Below are 19,390 nucleotides of genomic sequence, written 5' to 3'. Positions count from 1 at the left end.
GGGCCCGGGGCCGCCTTGCACCCGGCCCCGCCCGCGGGGCATGCTTCGCCGGGGCGCAGCGGAAGGATCATCATGTCGGTGGACAAGCGGACCGTCGTGACCGTGGTGCTGTGCGCCCTCGCGGCGCTGGGGGCCTCCGCCGCGGTGGCCGAGCTGGCGCCGCCGCCCGAGGCGGGCGCGCCCGCGCGGGCCAAGGCCGGGCCGACGCAGCCGACCACGGCCCCGTCCCGTTCCCAGGCGGCGAAACCGCAGCTGACCACCCCGCCCAAGAGCACGCTGCCGCCCGCGGTCACCCCCCAGCCCGGCGGTCCCGCGGCCTTCACCGGGGCCCTGTTCACGAACGGCCTGGACAGCGATCACTTCTGCACCGCCACCGTGGTGCAGAGCCCCGGCCGGAATCTGATCATCACCGCCGGGCACTGCCTGCTCGACGGGGACCAGGGCGGCGGCACCGCCGTCTTCGTGCCCGCGTACGCCAACGGGATCGCCCCGTACGGCACGTGGAAGCTCGAGGAGGTCTTCGAGGACGACCGCTGGGCCGAGGGCACGGACGACAGCTACGACCTCGCCTTCGCCCGCCTGGCCCCCGACGCCGCGGGCCGGAACATCGAGGACGTGACCGGGGCGGCGGCGCTGGACACCAGCGGCCGCTCGGGCGAGGAGGTCACCGTCACCGGCTACCCCGCCGACCGCAAGGTGCCCCGTACCTGCACGGCGGTCACCGTCCGCGAGAGCGAGACGGAACAGCGCTTCGACTGCGCCGACTTCCCCGGCGGCACCAGCGGCAGCGCCTGGATCGCCCGCGACGGAAAGATCATCGGCATCCTGACGGGCGGCGACACGGACGACGTGTCGACCAGCACCATCCTGGGCGACTACGCCGCCTCGCTGTACGCCAAGGCCACCGCGGCCAAGGGCGACGGCCGGCCGAACCGGCAGAACCAGCAGAACCAGCCGAACTAGCTGATCAGCCCCAGGTGCACCGGATCGGCCGGCGCGTTCGCCAGGAGGTCCGGCAGGCGCGGCGGCCACAGCGGTTCGCCGAGGGTGGCCAGGCGCTGCGGGGAGAGCCACTGCCAGTGGATGCCCGGGTACTCCAGCACCGGTTCGCGGTGCGGGCCCGTGGTGAGGTAGATGTGCTCGTGCTGGCGGACCGGGATCCCCTGGTGCGTGAAGTCGTGCTCCCAGGTGCACAGCAGCCGCCCCGGCTCCAGGTCGGTCCACCCGGTCTCCTCGCGCAGCTCGCGCCGCACGCACTCCTCGGGGCTCTCCCCCGGGTCGATGCCCCCGCCGGGCGGCAGCCAGTGGATGCCGACCTCCACGTTGTTCTCGCGGAAGAGGAACACCGACCCGGCGGGGGACAGGATGACAACGCGCGCTGCGTGACGTGGAGTTCGCATCCGACCAGCGTACGCCGGTGATCGCGGCGGGCTCCGGGGATTATCCCGCTGCCAGCGCCAGCGTCGGGGACAGCCGGGCCGCCCGGACCGCCGGGTAGAGGCCGGCCAGGGTGCCGATGGCCAGGGTGGCCGCGAAGCCGCCGGTCACCGCCCAGAGGGGGACGACCCAGGGCAGGTCGCCGGCCCGGGCGTAGACGGCCGTGGCCGCCGCGCCCAGGGCGATGCCGGCGATGCCGCCGAGGCCGGACAGCAGCAGGGACTCCGTGACGAACTGGATCCGGATCTGCCCCTTCGTGGCGCCCAGCGAGCGGCGCAGGCCGATCTCGTGGCGGCGTTCCAGCACCGAGATGATCATGGTGTTGGCGACGCCGACCCCGCCGACCAGCAGGGCGATCCCGCCCAGCCCCAGCAGCAGGGTGCTGAAGGCGCCCTCCGTGGCCGCCTTCGCCTGGAGCGCCGCCGACGGGTCGCTGACCGAGACCGCGCTCGGGGTCTGCGGATTGGCCGTCTGGGCGATCAGGCCGCGCACCTGGGCCACCCGGTCGTCCGCCGACCGCTCGTACACCGCCGTCGGGTGCCCGTCGAAGCCGAGCAGCTGCTCGGCCGCGTCCCAGCCGATCAGCGCCGAGCGCTCGATCTCCGGAGCCAGCGGTACCGGCGCCAGGATCCCGATCACCGTGAAGTACCGGCCGCCGATGAACACCTGCTGGCCCGGCTCGGTGATGCCCAGGCGCCGGGCCGAGACGTCGCCGAGCACCACCGAGGGATAGCGGCCGGTGGCCCCGTTGAGCCAGGTGCCGCTGCCCATCCGGGCGCGCAGTGTGCCCAGCAGGTCGTCCTTGGCCGCCTTCAGCACGATCCCGCCCGTCTCCTCCTCGGGGATGTTCTCCGAGCGGCGTACGGACTCGGCGACGTCGCCGGTGGTGCCGACCGACTCGACCCCCTGGATGCGGGAGACCATGCCGGGGGCGTCCTTGGGCAGTTTGGTGTCCTGCCCGGTGAACATCCCCTGACCCGGTGTCACGACCAGCATGTTCGTACCGAGCCGGTCGAGTTCGCGCAGCAGCTTGGCCTGGCTGGACGAGGAGATCCCGACCACCGCGATCATCGTCGCGATGCCGATGGCGATGCCGAGCGCGGACAGGAACACCCGCATCGGGCGCGAGCGCAGCCCCGCAGATCCGACGTGCAGGACGTCGCGGGGGGTCAGCCTCGGCGGGGTCAGCCGTGCGGCGCGCCGGGCCCCGCGGGTGCCCGTACGGCCGCTTCGCCGGCTCATCCCGCCACCCCCGCCCCGGCGGCCGGGGACCCGGCCGCCGCGTTGCGGACGTCCGCCACGATCTCGCCGTCCCGGATCCGCACCTGCCGCGGCAGGCTCGCCGCGATCTCGTGGTCGTGGGTGATCACGGCGATGGTGGCGCCGTCCGCGTTCAGCTCGTGCAGCAGCTCCATCACCGACTCCCCGGACGCCGTGTCCAGCGCGCCCGTGGGCTCGTCGGCCAGCAGCAGGTCCGGGGCGCCCGCCACCGCCCGGGCGATCGCCACCCGCTGCTTCTGCCCGCCGGACAGCTCGTGCGGCCGGTGCTCCATCCGGTCGCCGAGGCCGACCCGCTCCAGGGCCCGCTCCGCCCGGCGGCCGCGCTCGGCCCGCGAGAGGCCGGAGTACAGCAGCCCCTCGGCGACGTTCGCCCGGGCGCTGACGCCCGGCACCAGGTGGAAGGACTGGAAGACGAAGCCGACGTGCCGGGACCGCAGCGCCGACAGCGCGCGGTCCGAGAGGGCCGCCACGTCGTGGCCGGCGATCCGTACGCCGCCCGCCGTCGGCCGGTCCAGCGTGCCGACGATGTGCAGCAGGGTGGACTTCCCGGAACCGGACGGGCCGACGATGGCGAGCAGTTCGCCGCTCGTGACGGTCAGGTCGACCCCGCGCAGGGCCGCGACCCCGCCCGGGTACTCCTTCGTGACCCCGGACAGCTCGACCACGGGAACGGGATGCGTGTGCGTCATAGCTTGGGGATCCCCACCTGCATGCCCTCCTCGAGGGCGTCGCCGGTCACCTCGACCCGGCCGTTGCCGAACATGCCCAGCTCCACCTTGACCTCGCGCGCCCTGCCGTCCTCGACGACCTGCACGCCGAAGCCGCCGCCGGTCAGCGCCAGCAGCGCGTTGACCGGTACGGAGAGCACGCCCTTGCGCGTCTCGCCGGTCAGCCCGACCGACACCGGGGACTGGTCCGGGGCGTTCACCTCGCCGGGCTTGTCCAGCGCGACGACCACCTCGACCTTGGCCTTCTTGTCACCGCCGCCGGGTCCGCCGCCCTCGTTCTTCTCGTCCGCACCGGCCGTGCCGCCCACCGATTCGACCTTCCCCGTGACCGTGGCACCGCCGGGCAGCCGCACGCTGACCGGTTCGCCGGCCCTGGCCGCGCCCGCCTTGGCCGCGTCCATCTGGAAGCGGACGATCCGCTCGGTGCCGGTCAGGGTCATCACCGGCTTGCCGGGCCCCGGCTCGTCACCGACCGCCGAGTCGTTCTTGCGGACCCGCTGCGGCCCCGAGGCGAAGGCGATGTCCTCCTTGGCGACCTCGCCCGTCTCCGGCGCCTTGTGCGCCTTCTGCCACCGCTTGACCGCCGTCGCGGTGCCCGCCGTGAAGGTGCCGTCCTCGGGGTCCAGCCCGGTCCCGTGGCCCAGCGCCTGGAGGTTGCGCTTGAGCTGCTTGACGTCCTCGCCCTTGTCCCCGGCCTTCAGCGGCCGGTACATCGGCGTGGACCCGTACATGAGCCGCACCGCCTTGCCGTTGACCTCGTACAGCCTCCCGTCCCGCTCCACCGCGGTGCCCTCGCCCGCGACCCAGGTCAGGACGCCCGGGCCGGCCGCGTTGACCTTGCGCTCCTGCGCGTAGCCGAGGGTGCCCTCCACCTGGAGGCCGGAGCTGAGGTCGCCGCGCTGCACCGGCGCGGTGGCCGGCGGCAGCCCGTCGCCGCGCTGCTCCTGCCTGCTCTCCTGCTGCGGCTGGGCCATGACCGCGTACCCGCCGCCCGAGGCGGCGAGCACGACGGCCAGCGACCCCAGCAGCCACTTTCCCCGCCTGCTCACGACCGGGCCGCTTCGCACTTCTTCTGCGCGTCCTCGAAGGCCTTCTCCTGGCCCTGGGGGATCTCGATGCCGGTCCGCGCGCCGCCGTTGTACTCAGGGTCCTTCAGCTGGATCCCGTTGTCGCGCATGCAGCGGATCCACTTGAGCTCCTTGTCCTTCTCCTCCTGGGTGGGCTCCTTGCCCGAGCCCGGCCCGGCCATCCCGCAGGCCTTCATGGCCTCCTGCATCTTCTGCGGGTCGGCGCCGGCGCCGACCGTCATCCCGCGCGGGTCCTGCCCGGGCTTGGGGTCGGGCGCGTCTATGCCGTGCTCGCGCAGGCACTGGCGCATCTTCACGGCGTTGTCCGCGTCCGTACCCGAGCCGGATCCGGAACCGCCGCCCGAGGAGGAGTCCTTCGTGCCGCCGTCCGAACCGCCCGCGCACCCGGTGACGGCGAGGGCCAGGCCGGTGATGGCAGCGGCCGTGGTCATGATGAGGGATCGCTTCATGGGCCCGACCCTGCGGCAAAGGGCCCTTTCGCTTCCCTCTCCCCCCGTGCTTACACCGCCGAAATGCCGATCTCGGGTAGAGAGGACGCCATGCGCGTACTGGTGGTGGAGGACGAGGAATTCCTCCGGGAGATGATCGCCGAGGGGCTGCGCCGCGACGCGCTGGCCGTGGACGAGGCCGGCGACGGTCTCGAGGCCCTGGAGCGCCTGCGCCTGGGCGCGTACGACGTGCTGGTCCTGGACCGCGACCTGCCCGGCCTGCACGGCGACGAGGTCTGCCGCCAGGTGGTGCGCGAGCGGCTGCTGACCCGCGTCCTGATGCTGACCGCGTCCGGGACCGTACGCGACCGGGTCGAGGGCCTGGGCCTGGGCGCCGACGACTACCTCACCAAGCCCTTCGCCTACGACGAGCTCCTCGCCCGCGTCCTCGCCCTGGGCCGGCGCGCCCGCCCCGCCCTGCCGCCCGTGCTCGAGCGCGCCGGGGTGGCCGTCGACACCGCCCGCCGCAGCGCCACCCGGGACGGACGCCGGCTCGCGCTGTCCCGCAAGGAGTTCGCCGTCCTGGAGGCGCTGCTGCGCGCCGAGGGCGCGGTGGTCAGCAGCGACGACCTCATCGAGGACGTCTGGGAGGAGGACACCAGCTACTCCACCAACGCCGTCCGCGTCACGCTCAGCAAGCTCCGCGCCAAGCTGGGCGAGCCGCCGCTCATCGAGACCGTGCCGGGCGCGGGCTACCGGATCGCGGCCCGGTGACCGCGTTCGCGCGCGGCGTCCTGCGCACCGAGCGCGGCCGGCTCACCGCCCTGTACGGGTCGCTGCTGCTCCTGGCGGGCGGCGGACTGGTGGCCCTGGTCTACGTCCTGCTCGGCCAGGGGCTCTACGCGAGCGTCAGCGGGGCCGTCAGCACCGTCAGCCCCGCACTGCGCCTGGGCGAACGGGTCGAGGTGGACCCCGGCCGCAGCCCCGTCCCCGCCCAGAGCCTGGCCCCGGGCGAGGGGCCCACACCGCAGGAGCTGAGGAGCTACGCCCTCACCCAGAACCTGACGGGCGCCGTCACCGAGGCGACCCAGCACCGGCTGCTGACCGTCTCGCTCATCGCCCTCGCCGTCTTCGCCGTCCTGTCGATCTGGCTGGCCTGGTGGATGGCCGGCCGGGTGCTGCGCCCGCTCGCCGTGATCACCGGGACCGCCCGGCGGCTGTCCGGCGAGAACCTGGACGAGCGGATCGCCCTCGACGCCCCGCCCGGCGAGCTCAAGGAGCTCGCCGACACCTTCGACGCGATGCTGGGGCGGATGGAGCACCTGGTCTCCGCCCAGCGGAGGTTCGCGGCGAACGCGGCGCACGAGCTGCGCACCCCGCTCGCCGTGCAGCGGGCGGCGGCCGAGATCGGGCTGGCCGGGGATCCGCCGCCGGAGCGGGTCGCCAGGATCCGCGAGCGGCTGATCGGCGTGGCGGACTCCAGCGAGCACCTCATCGAATCGCTGCTGCTGCTCGCGGTGTCGGAGGAGGGGCTGGAGTCCACCGGGCGGGTGGACCTCGCCGCCCTGGCCGCCGCCGAGCTGGCGGCCTGCCCGCAGCAGGGCCTGACGGTGGAACGCGCCCTGGCCCCGCTGACCGTGACGGGGGATCGGGCCCTGCTGGGACACCTGGTCCGCAACCTGCTCACCAATGCCGTTCGTCACAACCGCGCGGGCGGCCGGCTGACCCTGGCCACGTCCGCCGAGGGGGAGCTGACGGTGTCCAACACCGGCCCGGTGATAGACCCGGACGACGTGCCGAGGCTCCTGGAACCCTTCCGGCGGCGCGCGGAACGGCAGCACACCGCAGGTGAGGGGGCCGGTCTCGGGCTGTCGATCGTCGCCTCGATCGCACGGGCGCACGAGGCGGAACTGACGGCGCGGGCCAATCCGGCGCCGGACGGCGGGCTGACGGTCCGGGTCCGCTTCCCGGTGGGAGACGCGGGGCGGCAGGGCAGCGTTCAGCCGCGGTGAAGGGCGGCTGATGTACGGTCGGTTCAATGAGCAAGCACCGCCGAGTCCGCCCCCGCACGCTGCGTACGTCGCGTACGCCTCGTCAGGGACGCACTCGTACGTCCTCGCCCACGTCCCGGCGCGTGGCCCTCGCCGCCACCGTCGGCCTGCTGACCTTCGCGGCGGGCTGGGTGTACGCCCTCGACGAGAAGGCCGTCGGCACCTCGTCGCAGGCGAGCGCCGACTCCCGTCCCCCGGCCGCGGACCGGGCGGCGCGCGACGCCCGCCGGGACGCCGCGCCCAAGGACGCCCCCGAGGCCGCTCCCCGGGCCCCCCTCCAGGGGCTGACCGGCATCAGCGAGCAGACCCTGGCGAAGATCCCGGCCGACTCCCGCCAGCTCGTTCTGGTCACGGGCAGGGCCGGGGACTCCTCGGAGTCCACCGCCGCGTTCTACACCCGGCCCGCGGCCGGGGCCGACTGGGTGCGGGGCGAGAGCTGGCCGGCCCGCAACGGGGCGAAGGGCTGGTCCACGGAGCGGACTTACGGGGACCTGACCTCCCCGCAGGGCGTCTTCGCACTCACCGACGCGGGCGGCCTGCTGCCGCCGCCGCCCGGCACCCGGCTCCCCTACGACAAGGACCGCGCGTTCGTCGCCACGGGGCGCGGGGTGAACGGGGAGTCGCTGGCGGGATCCTTCGACTATGTCGTCGCCATCGACTTCAACCGCAGGCCGGGCAACTCGCCCCTCGACCCGGTCAAGCCGGAGGGCGAGCGCAAGGGCGGCAACATCTGGCTCCACGTGGACCACGACGGCCCCTCGCAGGGCTGTGTCGGCATCCCGAAGGACGCGATGAAGAAGGTCCTGCAGATCCTCGACCCGGCGGCGAAGCCGGTCATCGTGATGGGCCCGGAAGGCTTCTGAAGCCCCGGTCCGTCTGATCCGGCCGCCGCGGGCCGCGCGGCGGGCCGGGCGCTCCGCCGTACCGGGCGCCCGGTCGCCCCCACGAGCCCCGCCGATCCCCGCCCGGCGGCGGCGGGCGCGCGCCCGGTCCGGGCACGCCGCGCACCCACGGCCCCTGCTCCGTGCGGGATCCGCGCAGCCCTCTTGCCTGACGGTCCGTCAGCTACGACGATGGCCCGGCACCGATATGACGCATCGGCAGACGAAGGCGAGGCGGGTCCGGCATGGCGCGCGTGTTTCCGGAAGGTCGGCTGGTCTACGGGATGCAGCTCCCGGTCCAGTCGCAGAGCACCATCTACGCCGAGCCCTGGGAGGCGTCGGCCACCGCCGCCGATCTCGCCGAGGTGGCGCGGGCCGCCGACCGGGCCGGCTTCGGGTACGTGGCCACCTGCGACCACGTGGCCATCCCGCGCCGGCTCGCCGGTCCCATGAGCACCATCTGGTACGACCCGGTCGCCACCCTGTCCTTCCTCGCCGGGATCACCGAGCACGTGCGCCTGCTGAGCCACGTCGCGATCCTGGGCCTGCGCCACCCGCTGGTCAGCGCCAAGCAGTACGCCACCCTCGACCACCTCTCCGGCGGCCGGCTGATCCTCGGCGTCGGCGCCGGGCACGTCCAGGAGGAGTTCGAGGTCCTCGGGGTGGACTTCGCCCGCCGGGGGGCCGTCCTCGACGAGACCCTCGACGCGCTGCGGGCCGCGCTCGGCCCCGAGGAGTACCCGGAGTTCGAGGGCGAGCTGTTCTCCTTCAAGGACCTCGGCCAGCTGCCCCGGCCCGCCCAGGAGCGGATCCCCGTCTGGGTCGGCGGCTCCTCTCCCGCGGCCGTCCGCCGGGCCGCGCTGCGCGGCGACGGCTGGCTCCCGCAGGGCGACCCGCGCGAGAAGCTCCCCGCGCAGATCGCCCGGATCAAGGAGCTGCGGGCGGAGGCCGGGGTCGCCGGCCCCGTCGAGTTCGGCGCGATCACCGAGCCGCTCTACGTCGGCGAGCCCGGCTGGGACACCGGCCGCCGGGCCCTGACCGGCAAGGCGGAGGCGCTCGCCGAGTCCCTGCGGGAGTACGGGGCGCTCGGCGTGGACCAGATCCAGGTCCGCTTCCGCAATCGCGACCGCGCCGAGCTCGTGGACCAGATCACCGCTTTCGGGGCCGAGGTGGGCCCCCTCCTCAACGGCTAGCTGCCGGTGGCCACCACCGGCGACGAGCGACTGGAGTACGGCATGGGAAAGCTGGACGGGCGCGTCGTCATCATCACGGGCGCGGCGCGCGGGCAGGGCGAGCAGGAGGCCCGCCTCTTCGCCGCCGAGGGCGCCCGGGTGCTCCTCGGGGACGTTCTGGACGAGCAGGGCGCCGCCGTGGCCAAGGAGATCGGCGAGGACCGGGCCCGCTACGTACGCCTCGACGTGAGCCGCGAGGAGGACTGGGCGGGGGCGGTAGCCGCCGCGAAGGAGGCCTTCGGCCCGGTCGACGGGCTGGTCAACAACGCGGGCATCCTGCGCTTCAACGAGCTGACCGCGACCCCGCTGGAGGAGTTCCAGCAGGTGGTCCAGGTCAACCAGGTGGGCGCCTTCCTCGGCATCAAGTCGGTCGCCCCCGAGATCGAGGCGGCGGGCGGCGGCACGATCGTCAACACCTCCTCGTACACCGGCCTGACGGGCATGGCGTACGTCGGCACGTACGCCGCGACCAAGGCGGCCATCCTGAGCCTGACCCGGGTGGCCGCGCTGGAGCTGGCGGCCAAGGGGATCCGGGTCAACGCGATGTGCCCGGGGGCCGTGGACACCCCGATGGCCAATCCCGGCCTGCTGGATCCGGCGGGGCTGTCGGACGAGGCGCGCGAGGCGATGGCGGAGCTGTACAAGCGGGTCGTGCCGATGGGGCGGGTCGGGCGGCCGGAGGAGATCGCGCGGCTGGCCCTGTTCCTGACCAGCGCGGACTCCTCGTACATCACCGGCCAGCCGTTCGTGATCGACGGCGGCTGGATGGCGGGTGTGAGCATCCTCTAGTCCTATCTGATGGAGCGTCAGGTATTGACGCTCCCGCCCCGGCGGTGGAACAGTCGAGACATCGAATCTGACGCAACGTCAGAAATCAAAGGACGGTGAACTCCCTTGGAATTCGGGCTCTTCGTGCAGGGATACGTGGCCGAGTCACGGTCCAAGGTCGACCCCGAGGCAGAGCACAAGGCGCTGATCGAGGAGACCGAGTACGTCATCCAGGCCGACAAGTCGGGCTTCAAGTACGCCTGGGCCTCCGAGCACCACTTCCTGGAGGAGTACTCGCACCTGTCGGCCAACGAGGTCTTCCTCGGGTACCTCGCGCACGCCACCGAGCGGATCCACCTCGGCTCCGGCATCTTCAACCCGCTCGCCCCGGTGAACCACCCGGTCAAGGTGGCCGAGAAGGTCGCCATGCTCGACCACCTTTCCAAGGGCCGCTTCGAGTTCGGCACCGGCCGCGGCGCGGGGAGCCACGAGATACTCGGCTTCCTGCCCGGCATCGAGGACATGAACGGCACGAAGGAGATCTGGGAGGAGACCATCGCGGAGTTCCCCAAGATGTTCCTCCAGGAGGAGTACGAGGGGTTCCAGGGCAAGCACTGGTCGCTGCCGCCGCGCAAGGTCTTCCCCAAGCCGTACGGCAAGGCGCACCCGGCCATGTGGTACGCCGCCGGCTCCCCCTCCTCGTACGCGATGGCGGCGAAGAAGGGCCTGGGCGTGCTGGGCTTCAGCGTGCAGAAGGTCTCCGACATGGAGTGGGTGCTCGACCAGTACAAGACGGCCATCCAGGAGGCCAAGGCCATCGGGGCCTTCGTCAACGACAACGTCATGGTCACCTCGACGGCGATCTGCGCCGAGACCCACGACAAGGCCGTCGAGATCGCGGTCAACGCCCAGATGAACCGCTTCCAGTCGCTCGTCTTCCGCTACCACGACACCTTCCCGCGGCCGGAGGCCATCCCGCAGTGGCCCGAGCTGCTGCCGGAGTACAACGCGGAGATCATCGAGCTGCTGATCGCCGAGGAGCTGATGATCTGCGGCGACCCGTCCGAGGTCCGCCGGCAGTGCAAGCGCTGGGAGCAGGCCGGCGCCGACCAGCTGTCCTTCGGCCTGCCGACCGGGGTGTCGTACGAGGACACGATGACCACGATCAAGCTCATCGGCGAACACGTGATCCCGGAGATCGACACGGACCCGGTCCACCGGACGACGCGTTTTCGCGAAGGCGCGTAGCACTGGGCCCGGCAGGGGTACCGGGGCTCCGCCCCGACCCGCGCGCCCCTGCCACCCCGGGCGTCCGCCCGGGGCCCCCGTACGGGGGCGGCGTCTTCCCGGACCGCCGCCCCGCACCGGCCCCGGCCGGAGGTCGCCCCAGGGCCGCGGCCGGCCCGACGACCCCCGACCGGGGCCCGCCTCACACGCCGCGCGGCTCGTTTTGCCTCCGGCGGCGCCTCAAACGCCGGCGGGGCTGGATTCGGCCAGGCTCGCCTTGCGGCAGTCCGGCCGCATTTGGCGGGCTGCCGCGACCGGATCCAGCCCGCCGGCGTTCGAGGCGTGGGGGTCCCCCCGGACGGAGTCTGGGGGAGGGCCTGGGGCGGAGCCCCAGGACGACGGCGCGCGCCGTGACACGAACCGCACCGGCAGAAGGGACGTCATGCTCGACCACCTGATCAAGGGCGCCACCGTCGTGGACGGCACCGGCGCCCCCGCCCGCGTCGCAGACATCGGCCTGCGCGACGGCCGCATCGTCGCCATCACGGACCCCGGCACGACACAGGAGGACGCGCGGACCACCGAGGACGCCACCGGCCTCGTGCTGGCCCCCGGCTTCATCGACCCCCACACGCACTACGACGCCCAGCTCTTCTGGGACCCGTACGCCACCCCCTCCATGAACCACGGCGTCACCACCGTCGCCGGCGGCAACTGCGGCTTCACGCTGGCCCCGCTGCACCCGGACCGCCCCGAGGACGCCGACTACACCCGCCGCATGATGAGCAAGGTCGAGGGCATGGCCCTCAAGGCCCTGGAGGAGGGCGTCGACTGGACCTGGTCCGGCTTCGGCGAGTACCTCGACGCCCTCGAGGGCCGGATCGCCGTCAACGCCGGGTTCATGGTCGGCCACTGCGCCCTGCGCCGCCACGTGATGGGCGAGGACGCCGTCGGCGGGCAGCCCACCCCCGAGCAGATGCGGGAGATGCTCGACCTCTTCCACGACGCCATGGACGCCGGCGCCTGGGGCCTGTCCACCACCCAGTCCTCCACCCACTCCGACGGCTCCGGCGCCCCCGTCGCCTCCCGCCACGCGAAGCCCGCCGAACTCCTCGCCCTGTCCAAGGCGGTCGCCGAACACGAGGGCACCCAGCTGGAGGCCATCGTCGCGGGCTGCCTCGACCAGTTCTCCGACGCGGAGATCGACCTCTTCGTCGAGATGAGCAGCGCCGCCGGCCGGCCGCTGAACTGGAACGTCCTCACCATCGACGCCTCCGTCCCGGAGCGGGTCCCGCGCCAGCTCGTCCCGAGCGAGCGCGCCCGCGAGGCCGGGGGCCGGATCGTCGCCCTGACCATGCCGATCCTCACCCCCATGAACATGTCGCTCGGCACCTTCTGCGCGCTCAACCTCATCCCCGGCTGGGGCGAGATCCTCGGCCTGCCCGTCCCCGAGCGGATCGAGAAGCTGCGCGACCCCGTCGTGCGCGCCGGGATGCTGGAGCGGGCCGCCTCCAAGGAGGCCGGGGTCTTCCGCCGCCTCGCCAACTTCGGCCGCTACGTCATCGGCGACACGTACAGCAAGGAGAACGAGGGGCTCTCCGGCCGGGTGGTGGGCGACATCGCCGCCGAGCGCGGCCAGGACGCCTTCCAGTGCCTGGTGGAGGTCTGCGCCAACGACGAGCTGCGTACGGTGCTCTGGCCGATGCCCACGGACAACGACCCGGCGAGCTGGGCCCTGCGGGCCGAGACCTGGCAGCACGAGGACGTCATGCTGGGCGGCTCCGACGCCGGCGCGCACCTCGACCGCATGTGCGGGGCCCCGTACACGACCCGCTTCCTCGGCGACTGCCTGCGCGGCCGCAAGCTGGTCCCGCTGGAGCAGGCGGTACGGATGCTCACCGACGACCCCGCCCAGCTGTTCGGGCTGCGCGAACGCGGCCGGATCGCCGAGGGCTACCACGCGGACCTGGTGCTCTTCGACCCGGAGCGCATCGACGCCGGCCCGGCGACCCTGGTCCACGACCTGCCCGGGGACAGCCCGCGGCTGGACGCACGGGCCGTCGGGATCGTCTCGGTACGCGTCAACGGCGTGGAGACCATCCGCGACGACGAAGTGACGGGCGCGATCCCGGGCATCGTGCTCCGGTCGGGCAGGGACACGAGGACGGTGAGCACGCGGTGACCGAAGCGCGGAAGCACGAGGCCGGCAGGCTCTTCATCGGCGGCGAGTGGGTGGAGCCGGAGGGCGGGCACTACGAGGTGGTCAACCCGGCGGACGAGTCGGTGGTCGGGCTGGCGCCCGAGGCGTCACCGGCGCAGGTCGCGCAGGCGGCGCGCGCCGCGGCCGAGGCCTTCGGCGCGTGGTCCCGCACGAGGCCGCAGGAGCGGGCCGCGATCCTGGACCGGGCCGCCGACATCATCCAGCGCGAGTACGAGCCGTGGACCGCGCTCGCCCAGGCCGAGACCGGCGCGCCGACGGGCATCGCCCGGGGCATGCAGGTCGGGGTGGGCGTGGCCCGGTTCCGGCGCTACGCGCGCGGAGCCCTGGAACCCGTGGAGAAGGGCCTGCCGCCGCAGGTGGCGGAGGCCGGTCCGATGGGGAAGGCGGGTGTGCTCGGCGCGCTGGAGGTGCGCCAGCCGGTCGGCGTGGTCGCCTGCATCACCTCGTACAACAACCCGTGGGCGAATCCGGCGGGCAAGGTCGCCCCGGCGCTGGCCATGGGCAACACGGTGGTGGTCAAGCCGGCCCCCCAGGATCCGCTGTCGGTGTTCAAGATGGCCGAGGCACTCGCGGAGGCGGGGGTCCCGGCAGGTGTGGTGAACGTGGTCAACGGGCAGTCGGTGGCGGTCGGCGAGGCGGCCGTGGACTCCCCGGACGTGGACATGGTGTCCTTCACCGGCTCCACCGCGGTCGGGCAGCGGATCGCCGAGGTGTGCGGGCGGTCCATGAAGCGGCAGCTCATGGAGCTGGGCGGCAAGGGCGCGGCGATCGTCTTCGAGGACGCCGACCTGGACGCGGCGATGATGGGCATCGGCACCACCTTCTCCTTCTACTCCGGCCAGATCTGCACCGCCCCGACCCGGGTGATCGTGCACCGCTCCGTCCACGACGCACTGGTGGAGAAGCTGACCGGCTACCTGGCCTTCATGAAGGTCGGCGAACCGGCGGCGCAGGGCACGGTGGTCGGCCCGGTCATCTCGGCGGCCCACCGCGACCGGGTGGAGTCCTACATCGAGCTCGGCCGCAAGGAGGGCGCCCGGATCGCGGTGGGCGGCGACCGTCCGGCCGTCCGCGCGGACGGCAAGGGCTTCTACGTGGCCCCGACCCTGCTGGTGGACTGCACCAACGACATGCGGGTGGTCCGCGAGGAGATCTTCGGCCCGGTGGTCGTGGTCGTCCCCTTCGACACGGAGGAGGAGGCCGTGGCCCTGGCCAACGACTCCGACTTCGGGCTGATCAGCTACGTGTGGTCGGGTGACCCGGCACGGGCCTTCCGGGTGGCCCGGCGGCTGCGCTCCGGCGGGGTGGGCGTGAACACCATCGGCCGGAACATGGAGGCGCCGTTCGGCGGCTTCAAGCGGTCCGGGGTGGGCCGGGACGTCGGCTCGTACGCATTGCACGCCTACAGCGAGATCCAGTCGATCGTCTGGACCACGTAGCGGGGCCGGGGCCGGGGCGGGGGCCGGCGCGAGGACCCGCCCCCGGCCTCGACCAGCGGGACGCGTCCGGCGGATCGGGCGCCGACCGAGCCGGGTTACCGGTGGTCACCACAAAGTCACGAGGGAAAGTTTGGAAACGCCCAAAACGGACATGGCTGCGGTTTCCGTATGGCGAAAGAGTCCGCCGGATGCCTGCTGAACCATGGATGGATTGATTGATGAACCTTGTATTACATACTCGTGAACGGTGCAGTCCTCAGGATTCAAAGGGAATCCGGCGGCTTTGGTTCCGGACCTACGTCCTCCGTATGTGGAATGCGCAGCATCTAACGTCCTGACTCATGACTCAGCTGGACGTTCGGCCTCAGGCCGGAGACACGGTAAGCGGCGTCGCCGAGGGCGATGTTCGCGGCAAGGGCCTCGGCAAGGGGTCCGTCGGCCTGGTGGGAAGCGCCGTCATCGGCATCTCGACCGTCGCCCCTGTCTACTGCCTGACATCGACCCTCGGCTCCACCGCCGGCGAGGTCGGAGTGCAGATGCCGGCGATCTTCCTCGCCGGGTTCCTCCCGATGCTCCTGGTCGCCTTCGCCTACCGCGAGCTCAACAAGGCCATGCCGGACTGCGGCACCTCCTTCACCTGGACCGTCAAGGCCTTCGGCCCGCGGATCGGCTGGATGTGCGGCTGGGGCCTGGTGATCGCCACGATCATCGTGCTCTCCAACCTGGCCGGCGTCGCCACCTCCTACTTCTGGCTGCTGGCCGGCGAGATCACGGGCAATCCGTCGATCGCCGCCCTGGACGAGAACAAGCTCGTCCACATCGCCACCTGCCTCACCCTGATCGCCGTCGCGACCGCCATCAGCTACCGCGGCATGACGGCCACCAAGGGCGTCCAGTACGCGCTGGTCGGCCTCCAGCTCGTCGTCCTCGCCGTCTTCGTCGCGATGGCCTTCCAGAAGGCCTCCGCCGGCACCTTCGACACCGGCCTGGACTTCTCCTGGTCCTGGATGAACCCCTTCGCGGTCGAGTCCATGGCGGCCTTCACCGCCGGACTCTCGCTCTCGATCTTCATGTACTGGGGCTGGGACGCCTGCCTGGCCACCAACGAGGAGACCACCGGCTCCACGAAGACCCCGGGCCGCGCCTCCCTCATCGCCATGGTCGTCCTCGTCGGCTCCTACCTGGCCACCGGCGTCGCCGCCCAGATGGCCGTCGGCGCCGGCGGCGAGGGCCTCGGCCTCGGCAACGAGGAGACCTCCGGCAACGTCTTCGCCGCCCTCGCCGGCCCGGTGATGGGCCCGGCGCTCGGCATCCTGCTCTTCGTCGCGGTCCTGGCCTCGGCCGCCGCCTCGCTGCAGACCACCTTCATCCCGGTCGCCCGCACGGTCCTCGCCATGTCGACCTACGAGGCCCTGCCGCCCGCGTACGCCAAGGTCCACGAGCGGTTCAAGACCCCGGGCCGCGCCACGGTCGTGGCGGGTGTCGCCACCGGCGCGTTCTACACCGTGATGACCCTGGTCAGCGAGAACGTCCTCACCGACACGATCTTCGCGCTCGGCCTGATGATCTGCTTCTACTACTCGCTGACCGCCTTCGCCTGCGCGTGGTACTTCCGCGGCGAGCTGCGCCGCTCCGCCCGCGACCTGTTCTTCAAGGGCGTCTTCCCGGTCCTGGGCGGCCTGCTGCTGGCCGCGGTGTTCTTCAAGACCCTGTACGACGCCTACGACCCGGCCTACGGCTCCGGCTCCACCCTCCCCGGCGTGGGCGTCGGCAACGTCTTCGTCATCGGGGTCGGCCTGCTGGCCCTCGGCCTGGTGATCATGTTCGTCACCGAACGCCGCAGCCCGGCCTTCTTCCGCGGCGAGGTCCTGACGAAGTCCACCCCCTCCCTGGTGGTCGAGGACTGACCCCACCCCGCGCCACCTGCCGAGTCAGCGCCGCGGCCCCGGATCGATCCCCCCGGTCCGGGGCCGCGGTGCGTGCCGGCCCGGCCGTGCGGGGACGGAGTCATCCGATGCGCGGAACGGCGGGGGCGAGCGGTGACCCGGGCGGTGGCCGGATCGTTGGGCACGGCATGAATGCCATGAAGCGCACCCTCTCCGCCCTGGTCCTCTCCGGCGGGGCCGCCCTCGCACTCACCCCCGTCGCCGCCCACGCCGACGAGCCGGCCAAGGCGCCGCCGGTCGCCGGGCGGGTCCTCGAGATCGTCGACCACCCGGGCCAGACCGTCCAGGACACCAAGACCGCCCTGGGCGTGACCGCCGCGGCGGCCGGCTCCGCGACCAAGGCCACCGACTCCTCCCTGTCGGGCGCGGGCACCGCCCTGTCCGGCGGCCTCCCGAGCGCCCCGAAGGTCGGCTGACCTCAGCCGGTACGGGTGACCAGGACCAGCGGGATCTCGCGGGCCGTCGCCTCGCGGTAGGCCGCGTACGAGGGCATCGCGGCCACCACCGGCCACAGGCGGTCGGCCTCGGCCGGGGTGGCCCGGCGGGCGGTCGCCGGGAAGGTCTCGGCGCCGACCCGGACGCGGGAGCACTGGGACGAGCTGATCGAACGCCCAGGCGGGGCTTTCGGGGTAGGACGCTCGTTGAGCAGCACATGATCCTCTGGTTGCTCAATCACCTCAGCACCTTCGTCATCGCCGTCCTCCTCGTCGGCGGCCTCACCGGCCTCGCCGTGGCCGGCAGCCTGGCCGCCCGCCGCCGCTTCCCGCACCTCGCCAAGGGCGAGCACAATGAGATGGTCGGGGTCGCGCTCGGCATGTTCGGCGCGATCTACGGCATCATCCTGGCCTTCGTCGTCGTCACGCTCTGGACGCAGCTCGAGAACACCCAGAACATCGTCGCCACCGAGGCCACGGACCTGGCCCTGGTCATGCGCAGCGCCGACGCATTCCCACCGGCCGACCGCGAGCGGGTGCAGCAGGCGGTGGGCGCGTACACGCACGCCGTCGTCGAGGTGCAGTGGCCGCTGATGCGCCAGGGGGAGCCGAGTTACGAGGCGACCGCGCCGCAGACCCAGGCCCTGTACAAGGCCCTCCAGGCGTACGAGCCGACCGGCACCCGCGCCGAGACCTTCTACGCCGAGGCGGTCACCCGCCTCAACGACGTCGCCGCGCAGCGCCGGGCCCGCGTCTCGATGGCGGAGACCTCGCTGCCGATCCTGCTGCAAGTGCTCGTGTACGGCGGCGCGCTGGTGATCCTCCCGCTCACGTTCCTGTTCGGGCTGCGGAGCCTGAAGATGCAGCTGCTGTTCGTCTCCGCGGTGGCCGGACTGATCGGCTTCAGCCTGCTGCTGGTCGTCGCACTGGACCGCCCCTTCGCGGGAGACCTGAGCGTGAGCCCGCAACCGTACAAGGAGGCGGCCCTGGCGCCGTTCTGGGCGGCCGGCTAGCCCCAGGTGCGGGAGCAGAGCACGAGGCGGTAGCCGTCGGGGTCGACGAAGGTGACGCCCCACTCGTCCCAGTACGGATTGTGGGCGGCCACGCGCGTGCCGCCGTGCTCGACGAGCCGCTGGACGAGGGCCTCGTCGGGGGCTTCGCCCAGGTAGACCACGAAGAGGTCGTCAACGGTGGGCGCGGGCGCGACGGGGTTTTCGTCGTCCCGCGTCAGCTCGAAATGCCAACCGCCCCCGGCGGGCCCGACCATCAACAGGTCGTGCTCTCCGGGCACCCTCTTCTCGCTGCGCCACAGCACTTCGAGCCCGAGCCCGCCGACGTAGAACCGCTCGGCGGCCGTCAGATCGAGGGAGGGCCGGGCGACGCGGATGTGTGTACTGGAATTGATCATGTGGGGCAGGGTACGGGGGCGGGGGCGGCCTCCCGCCGCCCGGGGCCGGGGGCGTGCAGGGGTGTGCTCGCACGCCCTGGACGATTCGAGCGCCCCCGCGCGTGCCTTTCTGCTCCCGCCGGCGGCGTGGCAACGTCGGCGCCCCGGTGGGGGAATTTGCCGCCAGGTAAGGGAGTTGCAGGCGAGGTACGCGACGTCGACCGAGACCGGAGCAGACATGACGACCGACCTTGTAAGCGACACGGACCGCTCGTTCCTCTTCGTCCTCGGCAGTTCCCGGCCCGACGGCAACACCGAGATCCTGGCCCGCGCCGCCGCCGAGCAGCTGCCCGCCGGCACCCCGCAGCGCTGGGTGGACCTGACGAAGCTCTCGCTGCCCGACTTCCAGGACGGCCGGCACGAGAGCGGGTCCTGGCCGGTCGGGGAGGCCGAGGAGGAGCTGCGGCGGGCCACGCTGGAGGCCACCGACATCGTCATCGCCTCACCCCTGTACTGGTACTCCCTCTCCGCGCACACCAAGCGCTACCTCGACTACTGGTCGGGCTGGCTGGGCGTGCCCGGCATGGACTTCAAGAAGCGGATGGCGGGCCGGACCCTGTGGGGGGTCACCGTCCTGGCTCACGAAGAGGAAGAGGTCGCCGACGCGCTGATCACCAGCCTCAACCACTCGGCCGCGTACATGCGGATGCACTTCGGCGGGGTACTCCTCGGCAACGGCTCACGGCCCGGCCAGGTGCGGAACGACGAGCGGGCGATGACCCGCGCCAAGACCTTCTTCGCGCGCGAGACCCCGCTCGCCCGGTTCCCGTACGAGGCGTAGC

The 19,390-nt window shown here is 72.7% G+C and carries 20 protein-coding genes; 13 read left to right on the top strand and 7 right to left on the bottom strand.

Annotated features, from left to right (window positions below; translation table 11 throughout):
• Window positions 1-72 precede the first annotated feature (72 nt).
• Window positions 73-963 carry a trypsin-like peptidase domain-containing protein gene (locus tag AB0D66_RS18865; protein WP_362304242.1) on the top strand — a complete coding sequence of 297 codons (891 nt, stop codon included), beginning with the start codon at window positions 73-75 and terminating at the stop codon, window positions 961-963.
• Here AB0D66_RS18865 and AB0D66_RS18860 read toward each other — a convergent pair.
• Genes AB0D66_RS18860 through AB0D66_RS18840 form a run of 5 tightly spaced genes read right to left on the bottom strand, consistent with a single transcriptional unit; the run spans window position 960 to window position 4,983 of the window.
• Complete coding sequence (locus AB0D66_RS18860; protein ID WP_362304239.1) at window positions 960-1,400, bottom strand: NUDIX domain-containing protein; 441 nt, start codon at window positions 1,398-1,400, stop codon at window positions 960-962. The two genes, AB0D66_RS18865 and AB0D66_RS18860, sit on opposite strands and share 4 nt — an antisense overlap.
• Window positions 1,401-1,440: 40 nt before the next feature.
• Window positions 1,441-2,679 (bottom strand): ABC transporter permease, encoded by a 1,239-nt coding sequence (locus AB0D66_RS18855; RefSeq protein WP_362304236.1) that lies wholly within the window; start codon window positions 2,677-2,679, stop codon window positions 1,441-1,443.
• Window positions 2,676-3,407: an ABC transporter ATP-binding protein gene (locus tag AB0D66_RS18850; protein WP_362304232.1), complete on the bottom strand. Its 732-nt coding sequence runs from the start codon at window positions 3,405-3,407 to the stop codon at window positions 2,676-2,678. Before AB0D66_RS18850 ends, AB0D66_RS18855 begins: the two co-directional genes overlap by 4 nt.
• Complete coding sequence (locus AB0D66_RS18845; protein ID WP_362304229.1) at window positions 3,404-4,495, bottom strand: peptidoglycan-binding protein; 1,092 nt, start codon at window positions 4,493-4,495, stop codon at window positions 3,404-3,406. Before AB0D66_RS18845 ends, AB0D66_RS18850 begins: the two co-directional genes overlap by 4 nt.
• Entirely contained in the window at window positions 4,492-4,983 is a 492-nt protein-coding gene (locus tag AB0D66_RS18840) for a hypothetical protein (protein ID WP_362304226.1), read from the bottom strand. Before AB0D66_RS18840 ends, AB0D66_RS18845 begins: the two co-directional genes overlap by 4 nt.
• 90 nt (window positions 4,984-5,073) lie before the next feature.
• Here AB0D66_RS18840 and AB0D66_RS18835 point away from each other — a divergent pair, with 90 nt between their 5' ends.
• The 10 genes from AB0D66_RS18835 to AB0D66_RS18790 all read left to right on the top strand — a co-directional run bounded on the left by AB0D66_RS18835 (window position 5,074) and on the right by AB0D66_RS18790 (window position 17,143).
• Complete coding sequence (locus AB0D66_RS18835; protein WP_362304223.1) at window positions 5,074-5,736, top strand: response regulator transcription factor; 663 nt, start codon at window positions 5,074-5,076, stop codon at window positions 5,734-5,736.
• Window positions 5,733-6,974 (top strand): ATP-binding protein, encoded by a 1,242-nt coding sequence (locus AB0D66_RS18830; protein WP_362304220.1) that lies wholly within the window; start codon window positions 5,733-5,735, stop codon window positions 6,972-6,974. The genes AB0D66_RS18835 and AB0D66_RS18830 overlap by 4 nt, the downstream gene beginning before the upstream one ends.
• 26 nt (window positions 6,975-7,000) lie before the next feature.
• Window positions 7,001-7,876 (top strand): hypothetical protein, encoded by an 876-nt coding sequence (locus AB0D66_RS18825; RefSeq protein ID WP_362304217.1) that lies wholly within the window; start codon window positions 7,001-7,003, stop codon window positions 7,874-7,876.
• Between the two features lie 263 nt (window positions 7,877-8,139).
• Window positions 8,140-9,087 carry an LLM class F420-dependent oxidoreductase gene (locus tag AB0D66_RS18820; protein WP_362304214.1) on the top strand — a complete coding sequence of 316 codons (948 nt, stop codon included), beginning with the start codon at window positions 8,140-8,142 and terminating at the stop codon, window positions 9,085-9,087.
• A gap of 42 nt (window positions 9,088-9,129) precedes the next feature.
• Window positions 9,130-9,915 carry a glucose 1-dehydrogenase gene (locus AB0D66_RS18815; protein ID WP_362304380.1) on the top strand — a complete coding sequence of 262 codons (786 nt, stop codon included), beginning with the start codon at window positions 9,130-9,132 and terminating at the stop codon, window positions 9,913-9,915.
• Window positions 9,916-10,020: 105 nt separating this feature from the next.
• A complete protein-coding gene (locus AB0D66_RS18810; protein WP_362304211.1) occupies window positions 10,021-11,142 on the top strand; it encodes an LLM class flavin-dependent oxidoreductase in 1,122 nt (373 codons plus the stop codon).
• 421 nt (window positions 11,143-11,563) lie between these two features.
• A complete protein-coding gene (locus AB0D66_RS18805; RefSeq protein ID WP_362304208.1) occupies window positions 11,564-13,303 on the top strand; it encodes a D-aminoacylase in 1,740 nt (579 codons plus the stop codon).
• A complete protein-coding gene (locus AB0D66_RS18800; RefSeq protein WP_362304205.1) occupies window positions 13,300-14,781 on the top strand; it encodes an aldehyde dehydrogenase family protein in 1,482 nt (493 codons plus the stop codon). The genes AB0D66_RS18805 and AB0D66_RS18800 overlap by 4 nt, the downstream gene beginning before the upstream one ends.
• A 341-nt stretch (window positions 14,782-15,122) precedes the next feature.
• Window positions 15,123-16,688, top strand: a complete 1,566-nt coding sequence (locus AB0D66_RS18795; protein ID WP_362304202.1) for an APC family permease — start codon at window positions 15,123-15,125, stop codon at window positions 16,686-16,688.
• Between the two features lie 167 nt (window positions 16,689-16,855).
• Window positions 16,856-17,143 (top strand): hypothetical protein, encoded by a 288-nt coding sequence (locus AB0D66_RS18790; protein WP_362304199.1) that lies wholly within the window; start codon window positions 16,856-16,858, stop codon window positions 17,141-17,143.
• Window positions 17,144-17,145: 2 nt separating this feature from the next.
• Here the strand turns inward: AB0D66_RS18790 and AB0D66_RS18785 are convergent, their stop codons facing one another.
• Window positions 17,146-17,403: a nitroreductase/quinone reductase family protein gene (locus AB0D66_RS18785; RefSeq protein ID WP_362304195.1), complete on the bottom strand. Its 258-nt coding sequence runs from the start codon at window positions 17,401-17,403 to the stop codon at window positions 17,146-17,148.
• Between AB0D66_RS18785 and AB0D66_RS18780 the strand changes: the two genes are divergently transcribed.
• Window positions 17,380-18,174 (top strand): DUF4239 domain-containing protein, encoded by a 795-nt coding sequence (locus tag AB0D66_RS18780; protein ID WP_362304192.1) that lies wholly within the window; start codon window positions 17,380-17,382, stop codon window positions 18,172-18,174. The genes AB0D66_RS18785 and AB0D66_RS18780 overlap by 24 nt on opposite strands.
• Here the strand turns inward: AB0D66_RS18780 and AB0D66_RS18775 are convergent.
• Window positions 18,171-18,569, bottom strand: coding sequence for a VOC family protein (locus AB0D66_RS18775; protein ID WP_362304189.1), 399 nt, complete (start codon window positions 18,567-18,569; stop codon window positions 18,171-18,173). The genes AB0D66_RS18780 and AB0D66_RS18775 overlap by 4 nt on opposite strands.
• Window positions 18,570-18,786: 217 nt before the next feature.
• Between AB0D66_RS18775 and AB0D66_RS18770 the strand changes: the two genes are divergently transcribed.
• A complete protein-coding gene (locus AB0D66_RS18770) occupies window positions 18,787-19,389 on the top strand; it encodes an NAD(P)H-dependent oxidoreductase (protein WP_362304186.1) in 603 nt (200 codons plus the stop codon).
• Window position 19,390 lies beyond the last annotated feature (1 nt).

The organism is Streptomyces sp. NPDC048270, from assembly GCF_040652335.1.
In the GTDB taxonomy this organism is placed as follows: domain Bacteria; phylum Actinomycetota; class Actinomycetes; order Streptomycetales; family Streptomycetaceae; genus Streptomyces.
Note: the sequence above shows the minus strand (reverse complement) of the source record. Positions and strands in the feature narration are given on the sequence as shown.